The organism is Streptomyces sp. NPDC046859, assembly GCF_040645135.1.
GTDB lineage: Bacteria > Actinomycetota > Actinomycetes > Streptomycetales > Streptomycetaceae > Streptomyces.
In genome coordinates this window covers 86,458-107,343 of the sequence record NZ_JBEYXR010000025.1, presented here as the reverse complement: position 1 = coordinate 107,343, position 20,886 = coordinate 86,458, and the positions used below count along the sequence as shown (strand labels likewise).

General features: G+C 68.0%; 18 protein-coding genes and 1 pseudogene. 10 read left to right on the top strand and 9 right to left on the bottom strand.

The window, feature by feature from the left end:
• Both ABZ899_RS29390 and ABZ899_RS29385 read left to right on the top strand, forming a co-directional pair.
• Nucleotides 1-191 (top strand): annotated as a pseudogene (locus ABZ899_RS29390) (MarR family transcriptional regulator); the annotation flags it as partial.
• Between the two features lie 9 nt (nt 192-200).
• Entirely contained in the window at nt 201-653 is a 453-nt protein-coding gene (locus tag ABZ899_RS29385) for a GNAT family N-acetyltransferase (RefSeq protein WP_361351613.1), read from the top strand.
• Nucleotides 654-733: 80 nt separating this feature from the next.
• On the opposite strand, the gene ABZ899_RS29380 is transcribed toward ABZ899_RS29385, so the two are convergent.
• The gene (locus tag ABZ899_RS29380) at nt 734-2,125 is read right to left on the bottom strand and encodes a serine hydrolase domain-containing protein (protein WP_361351610.1); all 1,392 of its coding nucleotides are present in this window, start codon (nt 2,123-2,125) and stop codon (nt 734-736) included.
• A gap of 104 nt (nt 2,126-2,229) precedes the next feature.
• Entirely contained in the window at nt 2,230-3,708 is a 1,479-nt protein-coding gene (gene dnaB / locus ABZ899_RS29375; RefSeq protein ID WP_062665891.1) for a replicative DNA helicase, read from the bottom strand.
• A 457-nt stretch (nt 3,709-4,165) separates the two neighbouring features.
• Here dnaB and ABZ899_RS29370 point away from each other — a divergent pair, with 457 nt between their 5' ends.
• A complete protein-coding gene (locus ABZ899_RS29370) occupies nt 4,166-5,503 on the top strand; it encodes an MATE family efflux transporter (protein ID WP_361351607.1) in 1,338 nt (445 codons plus the stop codon).
• A gap of 143 nt (nt 5,504-5,646) precedes the next feature.
• Here the strand turns inward: ABZ899_RS29370 and rplI are convergent, their stop codons facing one another.
• The 4 genes from rplI to rpsF form a co-directional block, all read right to left on the bottom strand.
• The gene (rplI, locus tag ABZ899_RS29365) at nt 5,647-6,093 is read right to left on the bottom strand and encodes a 50S ribosomal protein L9 (protein WP_361351605.1); all 447 of its coding nucleotides are present in this window, start codon (nt 6,091-6,093) and stop codon (nt 5,647-5,649) included.
• Between the two features lie 18 nt (nt 6,094-6,111).
• Nucleotides 6,112-6,348, bottom strand: coding sequence for a 30S ribosomal protein S18 (rpsR, locus tag ABZ899_RS29360; protein ID WP_003949403.1), 237 nt, complete (start codon nt 6,346-6,348; stop codon nt 6,112-6,114).
• Between the two features lie 59 nt (nt 6,349-6,407).
• Nucleotides 6,408-6,998 carry a single-stranded DNA-binding protein gene (locus ABZ899_RS29355; protein WP_283287827.1) on the bottom strand — a complete coding sequence of 197 codons (591 nt, stop codon included), beginning with the start codon at nt 6,996-6,998 and terminating at the stop codon, nt 6,408-6,410.
• Nucleotides 6,999-7,066: 68 nt separating this feature from the next.
• A complete protein-coding gene (rpsF, locus tag ABZ899_RS29350) occupies nt 7,067-7,357 on the bottom strand; it encodes a 30S ribosomal protein S6 (RefSeq protein WP_005482942.1) in 291 nt (96 codons plus the stop codon).
• 260 nt (nt 7,358-7,617) lie between these two features.
• Here rpsF and ABZ899_RS29345 point away from each other — a divergent pair, with 260 nt between their 5' ends.
• The 3 genes from ABZ899_RS29345 to ABZ899_RS29335 all read left to right on the top strand — a co-directional run bounded on the left by ABZ899_RS29345 (nt 7,618) and on the right by ABZ899_RS29335 (nt 10,395).
• Nucleotides 7,618-7,926 (top strand): hypothetical protein, encoded by a 309-nt coding sequence (locus ABZ899_RS29345; protein WP_361351602.1) that lies wholly within the window; start codon nt 7,618-7,620, stop codon nt 7,924-7,926.
• A 220-nt stretch (nt 7,927-8,146) separates the two neighbouring features.
• Nucleotides 8,147-9,265, top strand: a complete 1,119-nt coding sequence (gene femX / locus ABZ899_RS29340) for a peptidoglycan bridge formation glycyltransferase FemX (protein WP_108707771.1) — start codon at nt 8,147-8,149, stop codon at nt 9,263-9,265.
• 98 nt (nt 9,266-9,363) lie between these two features.
• Entirely contained in the window at nt 9,364-10,395 is a 1,032-nt protein-coding gene (locus ABZ899_RS29335) for an alanine racemase (protein ID WP_361351599.1), read from the top strand.
• 118 nt (nt 10,396-10,513) lie between these two features.
• Here ABZ899_RS29335 and ABZ899_RS29330 read toward each other — a convergent pair whose 3' ends face one another.
• Nucleotides 10,514-12,016, bottom strand: coding sequence for a glycosyltransferase 87 family protein (locus tag ABZ899_RS29330; protein ID WP_361351597.1), 1,503 nt, complete (start codon nt 12,014-12,016; stop codon nt 10,514-10,516).
• 275 nt (nt 12,017-12,291) lie between these two features.
• Nucleotides 12,292-14,538 (bottom strand): transglycosylase domain-containing protein, encoded by a 2,247-nt coding sequence (locus ABZ899_RS29325; RefSeq protein WP_361351595.1) that lies wholly within the window; start codon nt 14,536-14,538, stop codon nt 12,292-12,294.
• Between the two features lie 724 nt (nt 14,539-15,262).
• Between ABZ899_RS29325 and ABZ899_RS29320 the strand changes: the two genes are divergently transcribed.
• The 4 genes from ABZ899_RS29320 (at nt 15,263) to ABZ899_RS29305 (ending at nt 19,115) form a co-directional block, all read left to right on the top strand.
• Nucleotides 15,263-15,946, top strand: coding sequence for a helix-turn-helix transcriptional regulator (locus tag ABZ899_RS29320; RefSeq protein WP_361351592.1), 684 nt, complete (start codon nt 15,263-15,265; stop codon nt 15,944-15,946).
• A gap of 43 nt (nt 15,947-15,989) precedes the next feature.
• Nucleotides 15,990-17,072, top strand: coding sequence for an inositol-3-phosphate synthase (locus tag ABZ899_RS29315; RefSeq protein ID WP_361351589.1), 1,083 nt, complete (start codon nt 15,990-15,992; stop codon nt 17,070-17,072).
• A gap of 167 nt (nt 17,073-17,239) precedes the next feature.
• Nucleotides 17,240-18,517: an MFS transporter gene (locus ABZ899_RS29310; protein WP_361351586.1), complete on the top strand. Its 1,278-nt coding sequence runs from the start codon at nt 17,240-17,242 to the stop codon at nt 18,515-18,517.
• A gap of 109 nt (nt 18,518-18,626) precedes the next feature.
• Nucleotides 18,627-19,115 carry a hypothetical protein gene (locus ABZ899_RS29305; protein WP_361351583.1) on the top strand — a complete coding sequence of 163 codons (489 nt, stop codon included), beginning with the start codon at nt 18,627-18,629 and terminating at the stop codon, nt 19,113-19,115.
• A gap of 125 nt (nt 19,116-19,240) precedes the next feature.
• Here the strand turns inward: ABZ899_RS29305 and ABZ899_RS29300 are convergent, their stop codons facing one another.
• Entirely contained in the window at nt 19,241-20,683 is a 1,443-nt protein-coding gene (locus ABZ899_RS29300; RefSeq protein ID WP_361351581.1) for a CCA tRNA nucleotidyltransferase, read from the bottom strand.
• Nucleotides 20,684-20,886 lie beyond the last annotated feature (203 nt).

Genomic DNA, 20,886 nt, shown 5'->3' with positions numbered 1-20,886 from the left:
TCTCCCGCTACCTCTGCCCCACCGACCGGCGCGGCATCTACACCGACGTCACCGACGCCGGACTCCGCCTCCTCGACCAGGCCCGCCCCACCCACGACAAAGCCCTCCGCGAAGCACTCGACGACGCCGCCCGCAACCCCGAACTCGCCCCCCTCGTCCGCGTGGTGGAGTCGCTTCCGCCCCCCGCATAGGGTGCGGGCATGGGAGATCTTGAGATACGCCCCGCGGTCGCCGACGACGTCCCGGCCATCGTCGGCATGCTCGCCGACGATCCGCTGGGCGCTCAGCGCGAGTCACCGGACGATCTGACCCCCTATCTGGCTGCCCTGGAGCGCCTCCAGGGCGATCCTCACCAGCATGTGGTCGTCGCCGTGCGCGAAGGCCGCGTCGTCGGCACACTCCAGCTCACGATCGTTCCGGGACTGTCGCGTCGCGGTGCGACGAGGTCGATCATCGAGGGTGTCCGCATCCACGCCGACGAACGCGGGAGCGGTCTCGGAAGCCGGCTCATCGAGTGGGCGGTGGACGAGTCCCGGTGTCAGGACTGCCAACTGGTGCAACTGACGTCCGACAAGACCCGAACGGACGCACACCGCTTCTATGAGCGTCTGGGTTTCACCCCTTCGCACACAGGCTTCAAGCTCCCGCTCTGACGGCTCGTACTCGTATCCGTGCGGTGGACCGCACAGCGAAAAGCGCCTGTTTCACGTGAAACAGGCGCTTCGCTCGTCCGTCAGACGGTCCCGATCCCCCGCCAGCCCTCGGGGTCCACACCACCCGGCACGGCCGCCCCCTCCTCGTACGGCTGCCGCGTGAAGACGAAGGACCCGAGGTCCAGGTGGTCCACGGTGCCGTCCGGTCGCCGTACGGCCTTCAGGCGCTCGCCCGCGTAGTAACCCTCCAGCCCCATCCAGGTGCCGTCCCCCTTGGACCGGAACCGCGAGCCGCGCCCCTTCCCCGACAGCGGCTCCAGCACCACCATCCCGTCCGAGATGAGACGCAGGGCGAAGGCATGGGTTCCCCAGTACCAGGGCCCCGCCAGCTCCAGCACCGCCGGATCGACATCGGGCATCGGGCGCCAGGGCTCGGGAATGCGCGGCTCGGCCTCGGCGACGATACGGACGAGGTCGGCGGCGACCGTGAACGGCAGCGGGCCGGACGTGCAGTTGGCGAGGACCACCGCCGCCACATCGTCGTCCACGCTCATGGTGAGACAGGCGAGAAAGCCCGGCAGGGACCCCGTGTGCCCGACGAGCGTCCTGCCGTCCTGGTACCGGGTCTCCAGGCCGAGGCAATACGCGTAACCGCTCGCCACGTCCGCCGTCTCCTGCGGGGCCGCGGGTGTTCTCATCTCCCGGAGAGTGTCGGCGCTGAGCACCCGTTCGTCCTCGCGGGCCAGGAAGACGGCGAACCGTGCCAGATCGGCGGTCGTCGACCACAGCTGACCTGCGGGAGCCATACTGCCCAAATCCTCCACCGGTTCGGGCAGCATCACATCGGCCCAGGGGTGCACGGCCCAGCCGCCGGCGTGCGGGGCCTGTGGCCGGGTGGTGGTGCGCGAGAGGCCCAGGGGTTCGAGCACTTCCCTGCGGAGCACGTCCTCCCAGGGTGCCCCGCGCAGCCTCTCGACCAGCGCCCCCAGGAGGGTGTAGCCGGGGTTCGAGTAATGGAACCGGCGACCCGACGGATGCAGGAACGGCTGCTCACCCAGGACGTCCGCGAGCTCGGGCCGCAGCGCCCCGGAGGTCCGCTCCCACCAGGGCCCGGGCGACTCGGCCGCCAGCCCGCTGCTGTGCGCGAGCAGTTGGGCGATCGTGGCCTCCCCCGCGCCGGTACCCGGCAGATGCTTCTCCAGCGGGTCACTCAGGTCGAGCAGGCCCTCGTCCCGCAGGCGCAGCACGAGCACCGCCGTGAACGTCTTGGTGATCGAGCCGATCCGGTACTGCACGTTCTCGTCCGGGCCGTGGCCGTCGACGGAGGTGCGCGAGCCGTGCCACACCGCCCGGCCACCCCGGACGACCGCCGCGACCAACGAGGGCGCCCGCCCTTCGGCCTGGCCCACGGCAATCCGGTGCAACAGCGCACGCCGCGTGGCGGGCAGGAGCTCTTCCTGGGATGTCGTCATGCCCCCAGTCCACCCCGCCGCCTGGGCGCAGGTCGAGCGCATTCGCTCCGCCCGGTCCTCCACCGCCCCTTCTGCCGGCGTCGGAGGCCACGGCGGGCGTCCCGTCAGGTCTGTGCCATGTCCACGAAGCGTGAGTAGTGGCCCTGGAACGCCACGGTGATCGTCGCCGTCGGGCCGTTACGGTGCTTGCCCACGATGATGTCGGCCTCGCCGGCGCGGGGCGACTCCTTCTCGTAGGCGTCCTCGCGGTGCAGCAGGATGACCATGTCGGCGTCCTGCTCGATGGAGCCGGACTCACGCAGGTCGGACACCATCGGCTTCTTGTCGGTGCGCTGCTCGGGACCACGGTTGAGCTGCGAGAGGGCGATGACCGGGACCTCGAGCTCCTTGGCGAGCAGCTTGAGGTTACGGGACATGTCCGAGACCTCCTGCTGACGGCTCTCGGAGCGCTTGGAGCCGCCGGACTGCATGAGCTGGAGGTAGTCGATGATCACGAGCTTGATGTCGTTGCGCTGTTTCAGGCGACGGCACTTCGCGCGGATCTCCATCATCGAGAGGTTCGGGGAGTCGTCGATGTAGAGCGGGGCCGCCGAGACCTCGGGCATCCGGCGGGCCAGCCGCGTCCAGTCCTCGTCCGTCATCGTGCCGGAGCGCATGTGGTGCAGGGCCACGCGAGCCTCGGCCGAGAGCAGACGCATCGCGATCTCGTTGCGCCCCATCTCCAGGGAGAAGATGACGCTCGCCAGGTTGTGCTTGATCGACGCCGCACGGGCGAAGTCGAGCGCGAGCGTGGACTTGCCCATGGCGGGGCGGGCCGCGATGACGACCATCTGACCTGGGTGGAGTCCGTTGGTGAGCGAGTCGAGGTCGGTGAATCCCGTCGGGACGCCGGTCATCTCACCGGTGCGGGAGCCGATCGCCTCGATCTCGTCGAGGGCGCCCTCCATGATGTCGCCGAGCGGCAGGTAGTCCTCGCTGGTGCGCTGCTCGGTGACCGCGTAGATCTCCGCCTGGGCGCGGTTGACGATCTCATCGACGTCGTCGTCGGCCGCGTATCCCATCTGCGTGATGCGGGTCCCGGCCTCGACCAGGCGGCGCAGGACGGCCCGCTCGTGGACGATCTCCGCGTAGTACTCGGCGTTCGCCGCCGTCGGCACCGTCTGCACGAGGGTGTGCAGATAGGCCGCACCGCCGACCTTGTTGATCTCGCCGCGCTTGGTGAGCTCCGCGGCGATGGTGATCGGGTCGGCCGGCTCGCCCTTCGCATAGACGTCGAGGATCGCCTGGAAGATCGTCTCGTGTGCGGGCTTGTAGAAGTCGTGACCCTTGATGACCTCGACGACGTCGGCGATGGCGTCCTTCGACAGCAGCATGCCGCCGAGAACGGACTGCTCGGCGTCGAGATCCTGGGGCGGGACACGCTCGAAGGTGGCTCCTCCGCCGTCCCACTCCCCGCTGTCTCTGCCTCGGTCATGCTGCTCGTCACGGCCGCGGATGCTGTCACCGCGGCGCCGGGAGGCGGGAAGACGATCACTGGGACCGCTGTCGGCCCACGGGTCGTCCAAGGGCTCGGAAATACTCACCGAGCCACCTCCTCCCGTCCGCCGAGCGGACCTCGCATGCCCTCAGTTCTACGGCACGCCTCTGACAATCGAGAGCCCCACCTCCGGTTGTGTCACGTCGGGATTGCGGCGGTTTTCCAGCCGTCGGACGGAGTGGGCGCCGGACCACGGTAGAGGTGCGGAGGGCGTCAGCCAATCTGGTTATCCACAGGCCATGTGGACGACGGCCCAGATGCTGTGGAGAACTCCGCGAAACCTGTGCACGACACGGTGGACAGCCCTGTGAACAAGCCTGCGACCTTGCCCACACCACGGCGCTGACCTGGTCATTTGCCGTCCACCGGCTGTGCAGAAGAAAAAGTTTGCCGGTCTGGCCAAGTTCCCTTCGAACGGTGCGCGACGACTCACAGCACCAGACGGTCAGTAAGGGTCGCAACGAGATTGCATCACTTACCTGTGGACGATTACATTGATGGCCATGACACAGGCCCCCGCGTCTCCCAAGGCTGCCCGTCGACAGCACGATCGAGAGATCGTCGCCCTGGCCGTCCCAGCCTTCGGCGCACTGGTCGCCGAGCCCCTCTTCGTCATGGCCGACAGTGCGATCGTCGGCCATCTCGGCACCGCGCAGCTCGCCGGACTCGGTGTCGCGTCAGCCCTCCTGGTGACAGCCGTCAGCGTGTTCGTCTTCCTCGCCTATGCCACCACGGCGGCCGTCGCCCGACGCGTCGGCGCCGGTGATCTGCCGTCGGCCATCCGCCAGGGCATGGACGGCATCTGGCTGGCACTTCTTCTGGGCGCCGCCGTCGTGACGGTCGTCCTGCCCACGGCACCGTTCCTCATCGAACTCTTCGGTGCCTCCGACACAGCCACCCCGTACGCGACCACCTATCTGCGCATCTCGGCGCTCGGCATCCCCGCGATGCTGGTCGTCCTCGCTGCCACCGGAGTGCTGCGCGGGCTTCAGAACACTCGCACCCCCCTCTATGTGGCCGTCGGTGGCTTCATCGCCAACGCTCTGCTCAACGTCGGCCTGGTCTACGGCGCCGACCTCGGCATCGCCGGTTCGGCCTGGGGAACCGTCCTGGCGCAGTGCGGGATGGCAGCCGTCTACCTCCTGGTCGTCATCCGCGGAGCCCGCGCACACGGGGCCTCCCTGCGCCCGGACGCGGCAGGCATACGTGCCTCCGCCCACGCCGGTGTGCCGCTCCTCGTCCGCACGCTGTCACTACGGGCCATCCTGATGATCGCCACGGCCGTCGCCGCCCGGCTGGGAGACGCCGATGTCGCGGCCCACCAGATCATCCTGTCGCTGTGGAGCCTGCTCGCCTTCGCGCTCGACGCCATCGCCATTGCGGGACAGGCGATCATCGGGCGGTATCTGGGCGCCGGTGACGGTGAAGGAGCCCGGGCCGTATGCCGCCGCATGGTCGAGTGGGGCATCGCCTCCGGCATCGGCCTCGGACTGCTCGTGGTGGCCGCCCGCCCGCTGTTCCTGCCCCTGTTCACCAGTGACGGCGCCGTCCAGGACACCGCGCTACCCGCACTGCTCGTGGTGGCGCTCTCCCAGCCGATCTGCGGCGTGGTCTTCGTCCTGGACGGTGTCCTGATGGGGGCCGGCGATGGCCCCTATCTCGCCTGGGCGATGGTGGCCACGCTGGCCGTGTTCGCCCCCGTGGCTCTGCTGATCCCCGTCATCGGCGGCGGCCTGACCGGGATCTGGGCAGCCATGACGCTGATGATGACGGTCCGCATGCTGACGCTCTGGCTCCGGGCGCGCTCCGGCCGCTGGATCGTCACGGGAGCGACCCGCTGACGGTTTCACGTGGAACAGCGTGTTTCACGTGAAACGAACCCGCGGCATATGAGCTGCGCTCGCGATGCCGGCCCACGAAGAAGGGGGCCGCACCCGTCCGGGTGCGGCCCCCTTCTTTCAGCTCATCAAGCCGAGTGCGGTGATCAGGCCGCGACGACCTCGATGTTGACCTTGGCGGCCACCTCGGGGTGCAGACGCACGGACGTCTCGTGGGCGCCCAGGGTCTTGATCGGCGTGCCAAGCTCGATGCGGCGCTTGTCGACCTCGGGGCCACCGGCAGCCTTGATCGCCGAAGCGACGTCGGCCGGGGTGACGGAGCCGAAGAGCCGACCGGCGTCGCCGGAGCGGACGGCCAGGCGGACCTTGACACCCTCGAGCTGGGCCTTCACAGCGTTGGCCTGCTCGATGGTCTGGATCTCGTGGATCTTGCGAGCGCGACGGATCTGCTCGACGTCCTTCTCGCCACCCTTGGTCCAGCGGATAGCGAGCTTCCGCGGGATCAGGTAGTTGCGAGCGTAACCGTCCTTGACGTCGACGACGTCGCCCGCGGCACCGAGGCCGGAGACCTCGTGGGTGAGGATGATCTTCATGTGTCGGTCACCCTTCCCTTATCGCGCGGTGGACGTGTAGGGCAGCAGCGCCATCTCACGGCTGTTCTTCACGGCCGTGGCGACGTCACGCTGGTGCTGCGTGCAGTTGCCGGTCACGCGGCGGGCACGGATCTTGCCGCGGTCGGAAATGAACTTCCGCAGCATGTTCGTGTCCTTGTAGTCCACGTACGTGACCTTGTCCTTGCAGAAAGCGCAGACCTTCTTCTTCGGCTTGCGCACAGGCGGCTTCGCCATGGTGTATCTCCTGTGTGATCAAGAAGTGTGGGGTACGGCCCACCCCTGGACCCGAAGGTCTAGAAGGGGGGCTCGTCCGAGTAGCCGCCGCCACCGCCGCCGCCGGAGTTTCCACCCCAGCCGCCGCCGCCCTGGTTGCCACCAGCGGGAGCGCCGGTCGCCCACGGGTCGTCGGCGGGAGCGCCGCCGCCCTGCTGACCGCCGCCGGAGCCACCGCCCCAGCCGCCGCCGGCCTGGCCGCCGCCACCGCCGCCGCCGTAACCGCCCTGGCCACCGCGAGCGCCACCGGAGGTCTTGGTGACCTTGGCCGTGGCGTTGCGCAGGCTGGCGCCGACTTCCTCGACGTCCAGCTCGTAGACCGTGCGCTTGACACCCTCACGGTCCTCATAGGACCGCTGCTTCAGCCGGCCCTGCACGATGACGCGCATGCCTCGCTGGAGCGACTCGGCGACGTTCTCCGCCGCCTGACGCCAGACCGAGCAGGTGAGGAAGAGGCTCTCGCCGTCCTTCCACTCGTTCGTCTGACGGTCGAAGGTGCGGGGAGTGGACGCGACACGGAACTTCGCGACCGCCGCACCGGACGGGGTGAAGCGCAGCTCGGGGTCGTCGACAAGATTGCCGACCACCGTGATGACGGTCTCGCCTGCCATGGGGGAACCTCTCGGCGGGTTTGCTCTGGCTGCTTGCTACTCGAATCCCGAAATCAGCTGAGCGGAGCTCAGTGAGTCTCGGGACGGAGGACCTTGGTCCGGAGGACCGACTCGTTCAGGTTCATCTGGCGGTCGAGCTCCTTGACGACCGCAGGCTCGGCCTGCAGGTCGATGACCGAGTAGATGCCCTCGGGCTTCTTCTTGATCTCGTACGAGAGACGACGACGGCCCCAGGTGTCGACCTTCTCGACCTTGCCGTTGCCCTCACGGACGACGGAGAGGAAGTTCTCGATCAGGGGGGCGACAGCGCGCTCCTCCAGATCGGGGTCGAGGATGACCATCACCTCGTAGTGACGCATGTGGAACCCACCTCCTTTGGACTCAGCGGCCACGGTCGTTCCGTGGCAGGAGGGTCGTGATGCGTACGCAACGGTATCGGCCGCCACTGACAATCGGGGGTGACCTTGCGGTTCTCCCGAAGCCGGGCAGACACCGGTGCAGACGGTACACAGTACCTGCACACCGGCTTCCGGTTGAAATCCGGCCGCCGTCGGCCACAATCTGTACACATCGGGTGTGTATGGCGCTACGATGCGCCGCTTTTCGCAGGAGGTGCCCTATGGCACAGGCATTGCGACCCAACACCGCCGGAGGCCTCTTCGCCACGGACGGAAAGGCCCATCCCCTCCAGGACACCCTGCTCGTGGTGACCCTGGTGCTCGGCATCACGTCCTTCATCACGGCCCAGTTCCACAGCCTGCACCTGCTCAGCTCCTGGACCGGTCTGATCGGCATCGCCACCGGTGCCTACGGCCACTGGATCTCGGTGACGACCCGTGAGCGCTTCGGCCTGATCGTGGGCCTCGGCGCATCGGGAGTCGGCTTCTTCCTCGGCATGGCACACGGCGGGCTCTTCGGCGGCATCTGACACGCCCACGACAGCCCTCCTCGAACCGGTGGCCGGGAGGCCGGCCACCGGACATCGCCACAACACCGCATAGAACACCCACGAACGCCCCGGAGGCGCCCGGCGCCGGGGCGGAGCTTTCGTACGCCCGGTCGAGGCGCTCCCCGGGCGCAGTAGGCTTCGGCGCTAGAGCCGGAGCCCCTGTTCCCATGGGGACACACCAGCCCGAGGAGCGCCCCGAATGAGCCTGACCCTGAGGACGATCAGTCGCGAGCAGCATCTGGCGTACATCCAGAGCCTGCCGTCGGCGAGCCACATGCAGGTCCCGGCCTGGGCTGACGTCAAGGCGGAGTGGCGCTCGGAGAGCCTCGGCTGGTTCGACGGCAGCGGCCAGTTGGTCGGCGCGGGTCTCGTCCTCTACCGCCAGCTGCCCAAGATCAAGCGCTACCTCGCCTATCTGCCCGAGGGCCCGGTCATCAACTGGTTCTCCCCGAACCTGACCGAGTGGCTGGAGCCGATGCTCGCGCACCTGAAGCAGCAGGGCGCCTTCTCCGTGAAGATGGGCCCGCCGGTGATCATCCGACGCTGGGACGCGGGCTCCATCAAGCAGGGCATCCAGAACCCGGACGTGAAGCGGCTGCGCGACATCGAGGCCGACTTCATCGAGCCGCGCGCCTTCGAGGTCGCCGACAAGCTGCGCCGTATGGGCTGGCAGCAGGGCGAGGACGGCGGGGCCGGCTTCGGCGACGTACAGCCCCGCTATGTCTTCCAGGTGCCGCTGGCCAACCGCTCGCTGGAAGAGGTCCACAAGAACTTCAACCAGCTGTGGCGCCGCAACATCAAGAAGGCCGAGAAGGCCGGCGTCGAGGTCGTCCAGGGCGGTTACCAGGACCTGGAGGAGTGGCAGCGTCTGTACGAGATCACGGCCGTGCGCGACCACTTCCGGCCGCGCCCCCTGTCGTACTTCCAGCGCATGTGGACGGCCCTCAACACTGAGGACCCCAACCGCATGCGGCTGTACTTCGCGCGGCACAACGGTGTGAACCTGTCGGCGGCGACGATGCTCATCGTCGGCGGCCACGTCTGGTACTCCTACGGCGCCTCCGACAACATCGGCCGCGAGGTCCGGCCCTCGAACGCGATGCAGTGGCGGATGCTGCGCGACGCCTACGCGCTCGGCGCCACGGTCTACGACCTGCGCGGCATCTCCGACTCGCTGGACGAGACCGACCACCTCTTCGGTCTGATCCAGTTCAAGGTCGGCACCGGCGGTCAGGCCGCCGAGTACCTCGGCGAGTGGGACTTCCCGCTGAACAAGCTGCTGCACAAGGCACTCGACATCTACATGTCGCGTCGCTGACCCCGCGCGCCCTGCTTCGATACCGTCAATAGCTGCACCGTCGATAGCTTCCACACCTCTGATACACCGCAGCCACGAGAAAGGTTCCAGGTCCGGCCATGGCGCTCACGCTCTACGTCGACACCGCGCGCTGGCGGGCGCACCACAAGCACGTGCAGGAGCAGTTCCCGGGCCTCGTACCGGTCTGCAAGGGCAACGGCTACGGGTTCGGGCACGAGCGGCTGGCGGAGGAGGCCACCCGGCTGGGCTCCGACGTCCTCGCGGTCGGCACGACGTACGAGGCCGCGCGCATCAAGGACTGGTTCGGCGGCGACCTGCTGGTGCTGACCCCGTACCGCCGCGGTGAGGAGCCGGTTCCGCTGCCGGACCGGGTCATCCGCTCGGTGTCGTCGGTGGACGGCGTGTACGGCCTCGTGGGTGCCCGCGTCGTCATCGAGGTGATGTCCTCGATGAAGCGGCACGGAGTGGGCGAGCACGAGCTGTCCCAGTTGCACGCCGCCATAGAGAACGTCCGGCTGGAGGGCTTCGCCATCCACCTGCCGCTCGACCGCACGGACGGCTCGGACGCCGTCGAGGAGGTCATCGGCTGGATGGACCGGCTGCGGGCGGCCCGGCTGCCGTTGCACACCATGTTCGTGAGCCACCTCAAGGCCGAGGAACTGGCGCGCCTGCAGCAGCAGTTCCCGCAGACCCGCTTCCGCGCCCGGATCGGGACGCGGCTGTGGCTGGGGGACCACGACGCCACCGAGTACCGCGGCGCGGTCCTCGACGTCACGCGCGTGTCCAAGGGCGACCGTTTCGGTTACCGCCAGCAGAAGACGGCCTCCGACGGCTTCCTGGTGGTCGTGGCGGGCGGCACGTCGCACGGTGTGGGCCTGGAGGCGCCGAAGGCGCTGCACGGCGTCATGCCGCGCGCCAAGGGAGTCGCCCGCGCCGGCCTCGCCACGGTGAACCGGAACCTCTCGCCCTTCGTGTGGGGCGGTAAACAGCGCTGGTTCGCGGAGCCCCCGCACATGCAGGTGTCGATCCTCTTCGTGCCGGCGGACGCGCCCGAGCCGAAGGTCGGTGACGAGCTGGTCGCCCATCTGCGGCACACCACCACGCAGTTCGACCGCATCGTGGACCGCTGAGCCGAGCCGTTCAGCGCGGAAGCTGCGGAAGCTGCGGAAGCTGCGGAAGCTGCGTAAGGCCGTACATGGAATCCACCGTGTACGGCCTTCTGCATACCGCTCTCCGGCCTCTGTTCGCTCAGAGCGAACCGTCGACGGCCTCCCGGTCGCCCCAAGCCACCTGCCGGCCTTCCTCGTCATGGGCGGCATGACGCGGTGGGTGGGCTGCCGCTCCGTACACGTACACGTCCTCCGCCCCGTCGAGGACACCGCCCGAGGGGTCGTCCTCGCCGCCCTGGCGCACCGGGTCGCGCTCCGGCATCAGGATGTCCCGCACGACGACGGCGACCAGGTACAGCGTGCCCAGCAGATGCAGGCCGATGGCCCAGTGGTAGCCGTCGGGCGGCAGGCCCTTGTGGGCGTCTCCGCTGGTCGTGTAGGCGAGGTACATCCAGATGCCGAGGAAGTACGCCACCTCGCAGGCCTGCCAGATGAGGATGTCCCGCCACCTGGGCCGGGCCAGCGCGGCCAGGGGCACCAGCCACAGGACGTACTGCGGCGAGTAGACCTTGTTGGTGAGGATGAACGCCGCGACGATCAGGAAGGCCAGCTGGGCGAAGCGAGGCCGACGCGGCGCGGTGAGCGTCAGCACCGCGATCCCGGCGCAGCACAGCAGCATCAGCAGCGTGGCGAAGGTGTTGACGGTCTCGGTGCTCAGCGGGTCCGTGGAGTTCTGGACCAGGATCAGCCAGAAGGAGCCGAAGTCGACGCCCCTCTCCTGACTGAACCGGTAGAACTGCGACCACCCGTCCCACGCGAGCAGCATGACCGGGAGATTGACCACCGCCCAGGCGAGCGCGGTCCCGCCCAGCGCCCGCCCGAAGTCCCGCCATCGGGCCGCGCGCCAGCACAGCACGAACAGCGCCCCGAGCAGGAAGACGGGGTACAGCTTGGCGGCCGTGGCCAGGCCCAGCAGGATCCCGAAGGCGAGCGACCGGCCACGTGACCACATCAGCATCGCCGCGGCCGTCAGGGCCACGGCCAGCAGATCCCAGTTGATGGTCGCGGTCAGCGCGAAGGCGGGGGCCAGAGCGACGAGCAGGCCGTCCCAGGGACGCCGGCGGTGGGTCCGGGTCACGCAGACGGCGATGACCGCGGCGCAGACCATCAGCATCCCGGCGTTGACCATCCAGTACCACTGCTCCTGGTCCTGGATGCTGCCGCTGTCCGAAGTGAGCCAGGACGCGACCTCCATGAAGACGCCGGTCAGCACCGGGTACTCGAGGTACTGCATGTCGCCGGGCAGCTTGTCGAAGTACGGCACCAAGCCGTCGGCGAAGCCCCGCCCCTGGTACAGGTGCGGGATGTCCGAGTAGCAGGCGTGCGTGTACTGGGAGCTGGCACCGAAGAACCAGGCCCCGTTGTAGCAGGGCGCCTTCTGGACCAGGCCGAGAGCGAACATGCCGATGGCCACTAGCGCGATGATCCGTACCGGCGTCCACCAGGACGTCCCGAGCAGGGCGCGCCGCCCGATCGGGCCACCGATCAGCTCACTGCCACGCGCGGCGACCTTGTCCTCCCTGGTCGGCCGCACCTGATCCGGCTCATGCGCGCTCATGGGCGTCGTCTCTGCACTGGGCATGGGGCACATCCTGCCGCACGTATCGGAGAGCAGCGTCGGGAAGCCATACCGCGGCCAGTGACTGTTTCACGTGAAACCCGACGTTTCACGTGAAACAGGGATCGCAGAAGGCTGCTCAGACTCGATGCGGCAGCACGGCGCACCCGCCTGGGTTCCAGGACCTGTCCCTGCGGCCTCTGTACGGACGCCAGAGGGCCAAAAGCCGGTGGCCGGCACCCCAACCTCGGGTGCCGGCCACCGGCCTTCTCGTCGCGGTAGAGCCCTTCGGCTCTCGGTCAGCCGGATGGTCGACCGAAAATGCCTCCGGCGCCGTTGCCGCCGCCGTTGTTGTTGCCCCCGCCGCTGTCATCGGTCGCGGTCGCGGTGGCTGTCGGCGAGGAGGTCGGACCCCCGTTGGCACCACCGTTCTGTCCACCGTTGTCGTTCTCACACCGCAAGTCGAACGGGTCGCACGTATCCGTCGGGGTCGGCGTCAGCGTGGGCGTCTCGGACGGGGTCGGCGTCTCGGAGGGAGTCGCCTCCTCCGTCTCCGTGGGGGTGGGCACCACGGACGGCGTGGGCGTGTCGTTGATGATCTCGCCGATGGGCTCGGGCTCGGGGAAGGGCTCCGGCGTGCCGTAGCTCTTCATGGCCTCGGCCATGTAGTCCCTCCAGACCTGCGCGGGGATGTCACCACCGTGGATGGAGGAGACGCCACCGGTGCCGTTCATGGAGAGCAGCTTGCCCTTGTCCGGATCCGTACGGAACAGCGTCACGGCCGTCGACAGCTCGCGGGTGTAGCCGACGAACCACGCCGACTTGTTCTCGTCGGTCGTACCGGTCTTGCCGGCCACCGGGAACCCGATGTCCGCGACCTTCTTACCGGTGCCGTTCTGGACCACGTTCTCGAGGACGTCCGTCACGTTGTTCGCGACGTTGGCGTCCATGGCCGTTTCCTTCTCCGGGGGTGCGAAGCCCGGGAGCGGCTCGCCGTCCTTGATCACCTTGGTGACGGAGTACGGCTCGTAGTGCGCCCCGGAGTTGGCGAAGCTTCCGTACGCGTCCGCCATCCGGATCGCGCTCGGGGTCGAGGTACCGAGCGAGAACGACACGTTCTTGATGTTCGCCTTGTCGAAGAAGGCCGACGAGATGCCCATGTCCTGGGCGAGCTCCTGCGTATTGGCCAGACCGACATCGATGCCCAGCTGGGCGAACGGGCTGTTGATCGACTGCTCCATGGCCTTGCGGAGCGTGACCATGCCCCAGGCCTTGGTGCCCTCGTTCTTCTGACGGAACGGCTTTCCGTTGTCACCCATGATCGGGTCGCCGTTCCTGTCCTTGATGACGAGGAGGTCGTCGCCGTTGTACCGGGCCATCGGAGAGAGCGGCTCGCCGTCGGTCTCGTAGGTCCCGTACTTCATCGCGGCCGCCAGCACGATGGGCTTCCAGGTCGATCCGACCGGCACGCCCAGAGTGTTGGCGTTGTTGGAGTAGTGACCCTTGTTGTAGCCGGCGCCGCCGTAGATCGCGACGATCGCACCCGTCTTGGGGTCGACCGACGCGCCACCGAACTGGACGTGCTTGTCCTTCTCGCGCCTCTTGGGGTCGAGGAAGCTCTTCTCCGTCTTCCCGACGGCCGCCGCCAGCTCGTTGACCTTGTCCTTGTCGAAGGTCGTGTAGATGCGGTAGCCGCCCTTCTCCAGATCCTCGGGGGACAGATTCGCCTTCTTGGCCACGTACTCCTTGGCGATGTCGATCAGGTAACCCGTCTGACCGGAGAGGTTGGAGGTCTGCTTCTTCAGCTTCGGGAACTCACCGACCTTGGCCCGCTCGGCCTGGGTCATGCGCCCCACCTCGACCATGCGGCCCTGGATCCACGACCAGCGTTCCTTGACGCGCGCGGTGTTCAGCTCCTTCGTGGCGTTGGCGCCCACACCGCCGTCGGGGTTGTAGAAGTTCGGGCCCTTCAGCACCGAGGCAAGGAAGATGCACTGCGACGGCGTGAGCTTCCTCGCGTCGACCCCGAAGTACGCCTGGGCCGCCGCCTGAATGCCGTAAGCGTTGCGGCCGTAGTAGGCGGTGTTGAGGTAACCAGCGAGGATCTCGTCCTTCGACATCTTCTGGTTGACCTTGATGGAGATGAACAGCTCCTTGAACTTCCGGGAGAGTGTCTGCTCCTGGCTCAGGTAGGTGTTCTTCACGTACTGCTGGGTGATGGTCGAACCACCCTGCGTCTCCCCGCCCCTGGCCATGTTGAAGAGCGCGCGGCCGATACCGGCCGGGTCGATGCCCTTGTCGTCGTAGAAAGACGCGTTCTCGGCGGAGACCACCGCGTTCTTGATCTCCGGTGGGATCTCCGCGTCGCTCACCAGCTGGCGGTTCGTCTGGCCACCGGTAGCAGCCATCTGCTTGCCGTTGGACCAGTAGAAGACGTTGTTCTGGGCCATGGCCGTGTCCTGGGCCTTCGGGATGCCCACCATGGCGTATCCGATGCCCGCGGCCGCGATCAGGCCTCCCATGAAGGTGAGGAAGAGTCCCGTCACGAGCTTCCAGGACGGCAGCCAGCGCGCAGCGCCGTACTTGCCGGCGCGCGGATAGTCGATGAACCGCTTCTCCGCGGGCGGTGCCGAACGTCCTCTGCCTGGAGCCGCGCGGCGGCCCCCCCTCGTCGGTTCGGGCGCCCTGCGGCGGCTGCCACTGCTTCTTTGTGCCGCGCGTCGCGCCTCGGCGCGGCCGCCGTACAGTCGGTCCTCGCCTCCTGATCCGGTGGCACCCGACCCGTACGGGTCGGAAGGAGATCCGGTGGCGCCTCGCGGTGCCGCACGGCGGCCGGTGGACGAGCCGGACTGGCCGCGTCGGGCCGCGGCACGTCCGCCTCCCTGCGGCGGCGGCGGTTTGCGACGGTGCTCGCTCATCGAACGACTACTCCTCGGACAGGCGCACCCCTGGGCGCCTGGCAACGGCGGCTGTTTTCCGGTCCCCCCGACATACGGATGTGAGCGGTTTCGCATTCACCCGTACTGCACCAAGGACGACGACGTCCTCTGGCGTCACTTGGTTCCCGGTGCTGTGCATGGCGCACAGACTACGCACCGTCAAAGTACTCGCGACCCCGAACTTCACCCCAAATCAGGCAAGTCAGTCGACACGAGACGGTGATGTGATCCCGTTCACTCTCTTCCCACTTGTCGCTTCCGGGAGGCCGTTCTATCGTGCTGATGTATCGAGTCGATACATCAGCGAGAGATAAGGCGAGGAGGCGAGCGGATGAGCCGGCGTTCCGGGATCCTCGAGTTCGCCGTTCTCGGACTGCTCCGTGAGTCCCCTATGCACGGCTATGAGCTGCGCAAACGACTCAATACGTCACTGGGTGTGTTCCGTGCCTTCAGTTACGGCACGCTCTACCCCTGCCTCAAGACGCTGGTCACCAACGGCTGGTTGATCGAGGAACCGGGGAACACCACCGAGGACGCCCTTGCCGCACCCCTCGCGGGGCGTCGCGCCAAAATCGTCTACCGGTTGACGGCAGAAGGTAAGGAGCACTTCGAGGAACTGCTCTCGCAGACCGGCCCCGACGCGTACGAGGACGAGCATTTCGCTGCCCGATTCGCCTTCTTCGGACGCACCCCGCAGGACGTACGCATGCGCGTACTGGAGGGCCGCCGCAGCCGGCTGGAGGAGCGTCTGGAGAAGATGCGCGCCTCCTTGGCACGCACCCGGGAGCGCCTCGACGACTACACGCTTGAGCTGCAGCGCCACGGGATGGAGTCCGTGGAGCGCGAAGTGCGCTGGCTGAACGAGCTCATCGAGAGCGAGCGGGCCGGGCGGGACCTGAAGGGTCCCGCTTCCGGGGAGCCCGACTCGCCGGACACCACTCATGGAACGCCGGGCGGCCTGCCCCGGGCGGGAGACACCTCCCGACCGGATACGCCCGACGACACCGCCACGTGAGATCCACTCAGGACCTCACTCGTACACACAGGGAGCAACCGGAATGGGTTCGGTTCGCGTAGCCGTCGTCGGCGTGGGCAACTGCGCCGCGTCGCTGGTTCAGGGAGTCGAGTACTACAAGGACGCCGACCCGGCGTCCAGGGTCCCCGGCCTGATGCACGTGCAGTTCGGCGACTACCACGTGAGCGACATCGAGTTCGTCGCCGCGTTCGACGTCGACGCGAAGAAGGTCGGACTCGACCTCGCGGACGCCATCGGCGCCAGCGAGAACAACACGATCAAGATCTGCGACGTGCCGCGCTCCGGTGTGACCGTCCAGCGCGGCCACACCCTCGACGGCCTGGGCAAGTACTACCGCGAGACCATCGAGGAGTCCGCCGAGGCCCCGGTCGACATCGTCCAGGTCCTCAAGGACAAGCAGGTCGACGTCCTGGTCTGCTACCTGCCCGTGGGTTCCGAGGACGCGGCGAAGTTCTACGCCCAGTGCGCCATCGACGCCAAGGTCGCCTTCGTCAACGCCCTCCCGGTCTTCATCGCCGGCACCAAGGAGTGGGCGGACAAGTTCACCGAGGCGGGCGTCCCGATCGTCGGTGACGACATCAAGTCCCAGGTCGGCGCCACCATCACGCACCGCGTCATGGCGAAGCTGTTCGAGGACCGCGGTGTCGTCCTGGACCGCACGATGCAGCTGAACGTCGGCGGCAACATGGACTTCAAGAACATGCTCGAGCGTGACCGCCTCGAGTCGAAGAAGATCTCGAAGACCCAGGCCGTCACCTCGCAGATCCCCGACCGCGATCTCGGCGAGAAGAACGTCCACATCGGCCCGTCCGACTACGTGGCCTGGCTCGACGACCGCAAGTGGGCCTACGTCCGCCTCGAGGGCCGTGCCTTCGGTGACGTCCCGCTGAACCTGGAGTACAAGCTCGAGGTCTGGGACTCCCCGAACTCCGCCGGTGTCATCATCGACGCCCTGCGCGCCGCGAAGATCGCCAAGGACCGCGGTATCGGCGGCCCGATCCTGTCGGCGTCGAGCTACTTCATGAAGTCCCCGCCGGTCCAGTACTTCGACGACCAGGCCCGGGAGAACGTCGAGAAGTTCATCAAGGGCGAGGTCGAGCGCTAAGCACGACGGCACCCCCGTCCTCCGGCCCGGACAGCGGTCCGTGCGTCGGTGAGACATCGCGGCACCGCGCCCCGAGCGCGCGGTGCCGCACCAGAACGCTCCTGCCAGAGCTGCCGAGGGTCCCTGGGTCGTCCCGGGGGCCCTCGCCGTATGTGAGGCTGTGCCCCATGTCCGTCGTACGTGACCTGCGGGTCCTGTGGCACTTCCGGGACTTCCGGCGCCTGCTCGCCGTGCGCCTGTTCTCGCAGGGCGCCGACGGCGTCTACCAGACCGCCCTCGCCACGTACGTCGTCTTCTCGCCGGAGAAGCAGAGCTCCGCCGGCGCGATCGCCGCCGCCATGGCGGTGCTGCTGCTGCCGTACTCCCTGGTGGGCCCCTTCTCCGGTGTGCTGCTCGACCGTTGGCGCCGCCGCCAGGTCCTGCTGTACGGCAGCGTGCTGCGCACCGTGCTGGCGTCGGCCACGGCCGTGCTCATCGTCGCCGACGTGCCCGACTGGCTCTTCTACGTCTCCGCCCTGTGCGTCACCGCGGTCAACCGCTTCGTGCTGTCCGGGCTGTCCGCCGCGCTGCCCCGGGTGGTGGACGGCGATCGGCTCGTCATCGCCAACTCCCTTTCCCCGACCGCCGGGACGCTCGCCGCGACCATGGGCGCCGGTCTCGCCTTCCTCGTCCGGCTGGCGGTGTGGGACTCGGACGCCGCCGTGGTGCTCTGCGGGGCCGCCCTGTACCTGTGCGCGGGTCTGGCCTCCTTGCGGATGGCGCCGCAACTGCTGGGTCCCGATACCGAATTGGTGCGGCTCCGCCTCGCGGCGGCGCTGTCCGGCACCGCGCGGGACCTGGCGGCGGCCGTACGCCATCTCGCCGCCCCGCCGCGCCGGGAGGCCGCCTGGGCGCTGCTGGCGATGACTCTGATGCGCTTCTGCTACGGCGCCCTGCTGGTCATGCTGCTGATGCTGTGCCGGTACGCCTTCACCTCGGACACGGAGGACGGACTCGCCCTGCTCGGTATGGCGTTGGGCCTGTCCGGCGCCGGCTTCTTCACCGCGGCCGTGGTGACGCCGGCTGCCGCGGGACGTCTCGGACCGGGGCGTTGGATCGCCGTCTGCGCGGGCGTCGCCGCCGTCCTGGTGCCCGCACTCGGTCTGCCCTTCGCCACCGTTCCCATGCTGGTGGCGGCCTTCGTCCTGGGCGTGACGACGCAGGGAGCGAAGATCGCCACGGACACCGTGGTGCAGTCCTCCGTCGACGACGGCTTCCGTGGCCGGACCTTCTCCGTCTACGACGTGCTGTTCAACGTCGCCTTCGTCGGAGCCGCGGCCGTGGCCGCCCTGATACTGCCTCCGGACGGCCGCTCGGCTGCGCTCATTGTCACGATCGCCGTTATCTACACGGCGGTTGCGGTTGCTATCGCCCGGTTTGAGAGGCGGCCCGTGTCACGGCAATGACACAGAGCCACTCCCGGGTGGGGAATTGTCAGCGCGGACCGATAACTTACGTGCGTCTTACATCGCGCATAGCTCGCGATCAGCACCCATGTTCTAGGGGGACCCCCAAGTGTCGACTCCGCCGCCCCAGGGCAATCCATTCGCCCAGGGCCAGAATCCGTACGCCCAGGCTCCGCAGGGCCAGGCTCCGTACCCTCAGCAGCCGGGCGCACCGGGTGTCCCCCCGCAGGGCGCCGCACCCTTCGCCCCCATCCCGCCGGAGCAGCCCCGTCGCAAGGTCAGCTTCAAGACGGTCAAGAACATCCTGGTGGGCGTCGGCATCGTCACTGCCATCGTCGTCGGCTACATAACCAGCCTGGACGACGCGAACCAGGCGAAGGTGGGCGACTGCCTGAAGTCCGCCTCCTCCTCCAGTGACGAGATGGAGGTCGTCGACTGCACGTCCTCGGAGGCCGAGGCCAAGGTCCTGAAGAAGATCGACGGCACCTACACCTCGTTCACCGCCGAGACGGAGTGCCGCAAGGTCAGCGGTGCGACGAGCTTCTACGCCCAGACCGGCGACGGCGACAACTTCCTGCTGTGCCTGAAGGACGCCTGATCTGAGTTCGTGCTCCGAGTTCGTGCTCTGGGCTTCCGCACCGAGGGGCGATGTTTCACGTGAAACATCGCCCCTCGGTGCGTCCGCAGCTGTGTTTCACGTGAAACACAGTCTCCCCGCAGACTTCAGTCCTGTGTGGCCCACCACTCCTTGAGTGCCGCCACCGCCGCGTCATGCTCCATCGGTCCATGCTCCAGCCGGAGCTCCAGCAGGTGCTGATACGCCTTCCCGATGACCGGGCCTGGTCCGACGCCGAGGATCTCCATGATCTGGTTGCCGTCGAGGTCCGGGCGGATGGCGTCGAGCTCCTCCTGCTCCTGGAGCTGGGCGATGCGCTCCTCCAGGCCGTCGTAGGCGCGGGACAGCGCCGCCGCCTTGCGCTTGTTGCGCGTCGTGCAGTCCGAGCGGGTCAGCTTGTGAAGGCGCTCGAGGAGCGGGCCGGCGTCACGGACGTAACGGCGCACCGCCGAGTCCGTCCACTCCCCGGTGCCGTAGCCGTGGAAGCGCAGGTGGAGCTCGACGAGGCGTGAGACGTCCTTCACGAGCTCGTTGGAGTACTTCAGCGCCGTCATGCGCTTCTTGGTCATCTTCGCGCCGACCACCTCGTGGTGGTGGAACGAGACCCGGCCGTCCTTCTCGAAGCGGCGCGTCCGCGGCTTGCCGATGTCGTGCAGCAGCGCCGACAGCCGCAGCGTCAGGTCGGGGCCGTTCTCCTCGAGGGCCATCGCCTGCTCCAGCACGATCAGCGTGTGCTCGTACACGTCTTTGTGCCGGTGATGCTCGTCGCTCTCCAGCCGCAGGGCCGGGAGTTCGGGCAGAACGTGGTCGGCGAGCCCGGTGTCGACCAGCAGCGTCAGGCCCTTGCGGGGGTGGTCGGAGAGGATCAGCTTGTTCAGCTCGTCCCGTACCCGCTCCGCGGAGACGATCTCGATGCGCCCGGCCATGTCCGTCATGGCCGTCACGACCTCTGGCGCCACCTCGAAGTCCAGCTGGGCCGCGAAACGCGCAGCGCGCATCATGCGCAGCGGATCGTCCGAGAACGACTCCTCGGGTGTACCGGGCGTCCGCAGGACCCGCTCGGCGAGATCCTCGAGTCCTCCGTGCGGGTCGACGAACTCCTTCTCGGGGAGGGCGACGGCCATCGCGTTCACGGTGAAGTCACGTCGGACGAGATCCTGCTCGATGGAGTCGCCGTACGACACCTCGGGCTTGCGCGAGGTCCGGTCGTACGCCTCCGAGCGGTACGTCGTCACCTCGATCTGGTAGCCGTCCTTCTGCGCCCCGACCGTGCCGAACGCGATCCCGACCTCCCACACCGCGTCCGCCCACGGGCGCACGATCTTCAGCACGTCCTCGGGACGGGCGTCGGTCGTGAAGTCGAGGTCGTTGCCGAGCCGGCCGAGCAGCGCGTCCCGTACCGATCCGCCGACCAGGGCGAGGGAGAACCCGGCCTCCTGGAAACGGCGGGCGAGATCGTCGGCGACGGGCGCGACCCGCAGCAGTTCACTGACCGCACGGTGCTGCGCCTCGCTCAGGGCGCTGGGCTTGTCTTCGTTGGCGTTCGGCACAACAGAAGAGGGTACGTGGCCCGGGCGACCGCCCGCTCCCTATGGGGCGGCTCTCTGCGGCGCGGACACCCCCATCGATACAGGCACAAGGCCTGCTCTTGCCCCGTACGGAAGCCCTCTCCTTTATAGGGGCATATAAAGGACGGGATGGGCGCAGGACTCGATCTTGCTGAGGGAGACCGCGGCACTTCCCCTCGGCGCGC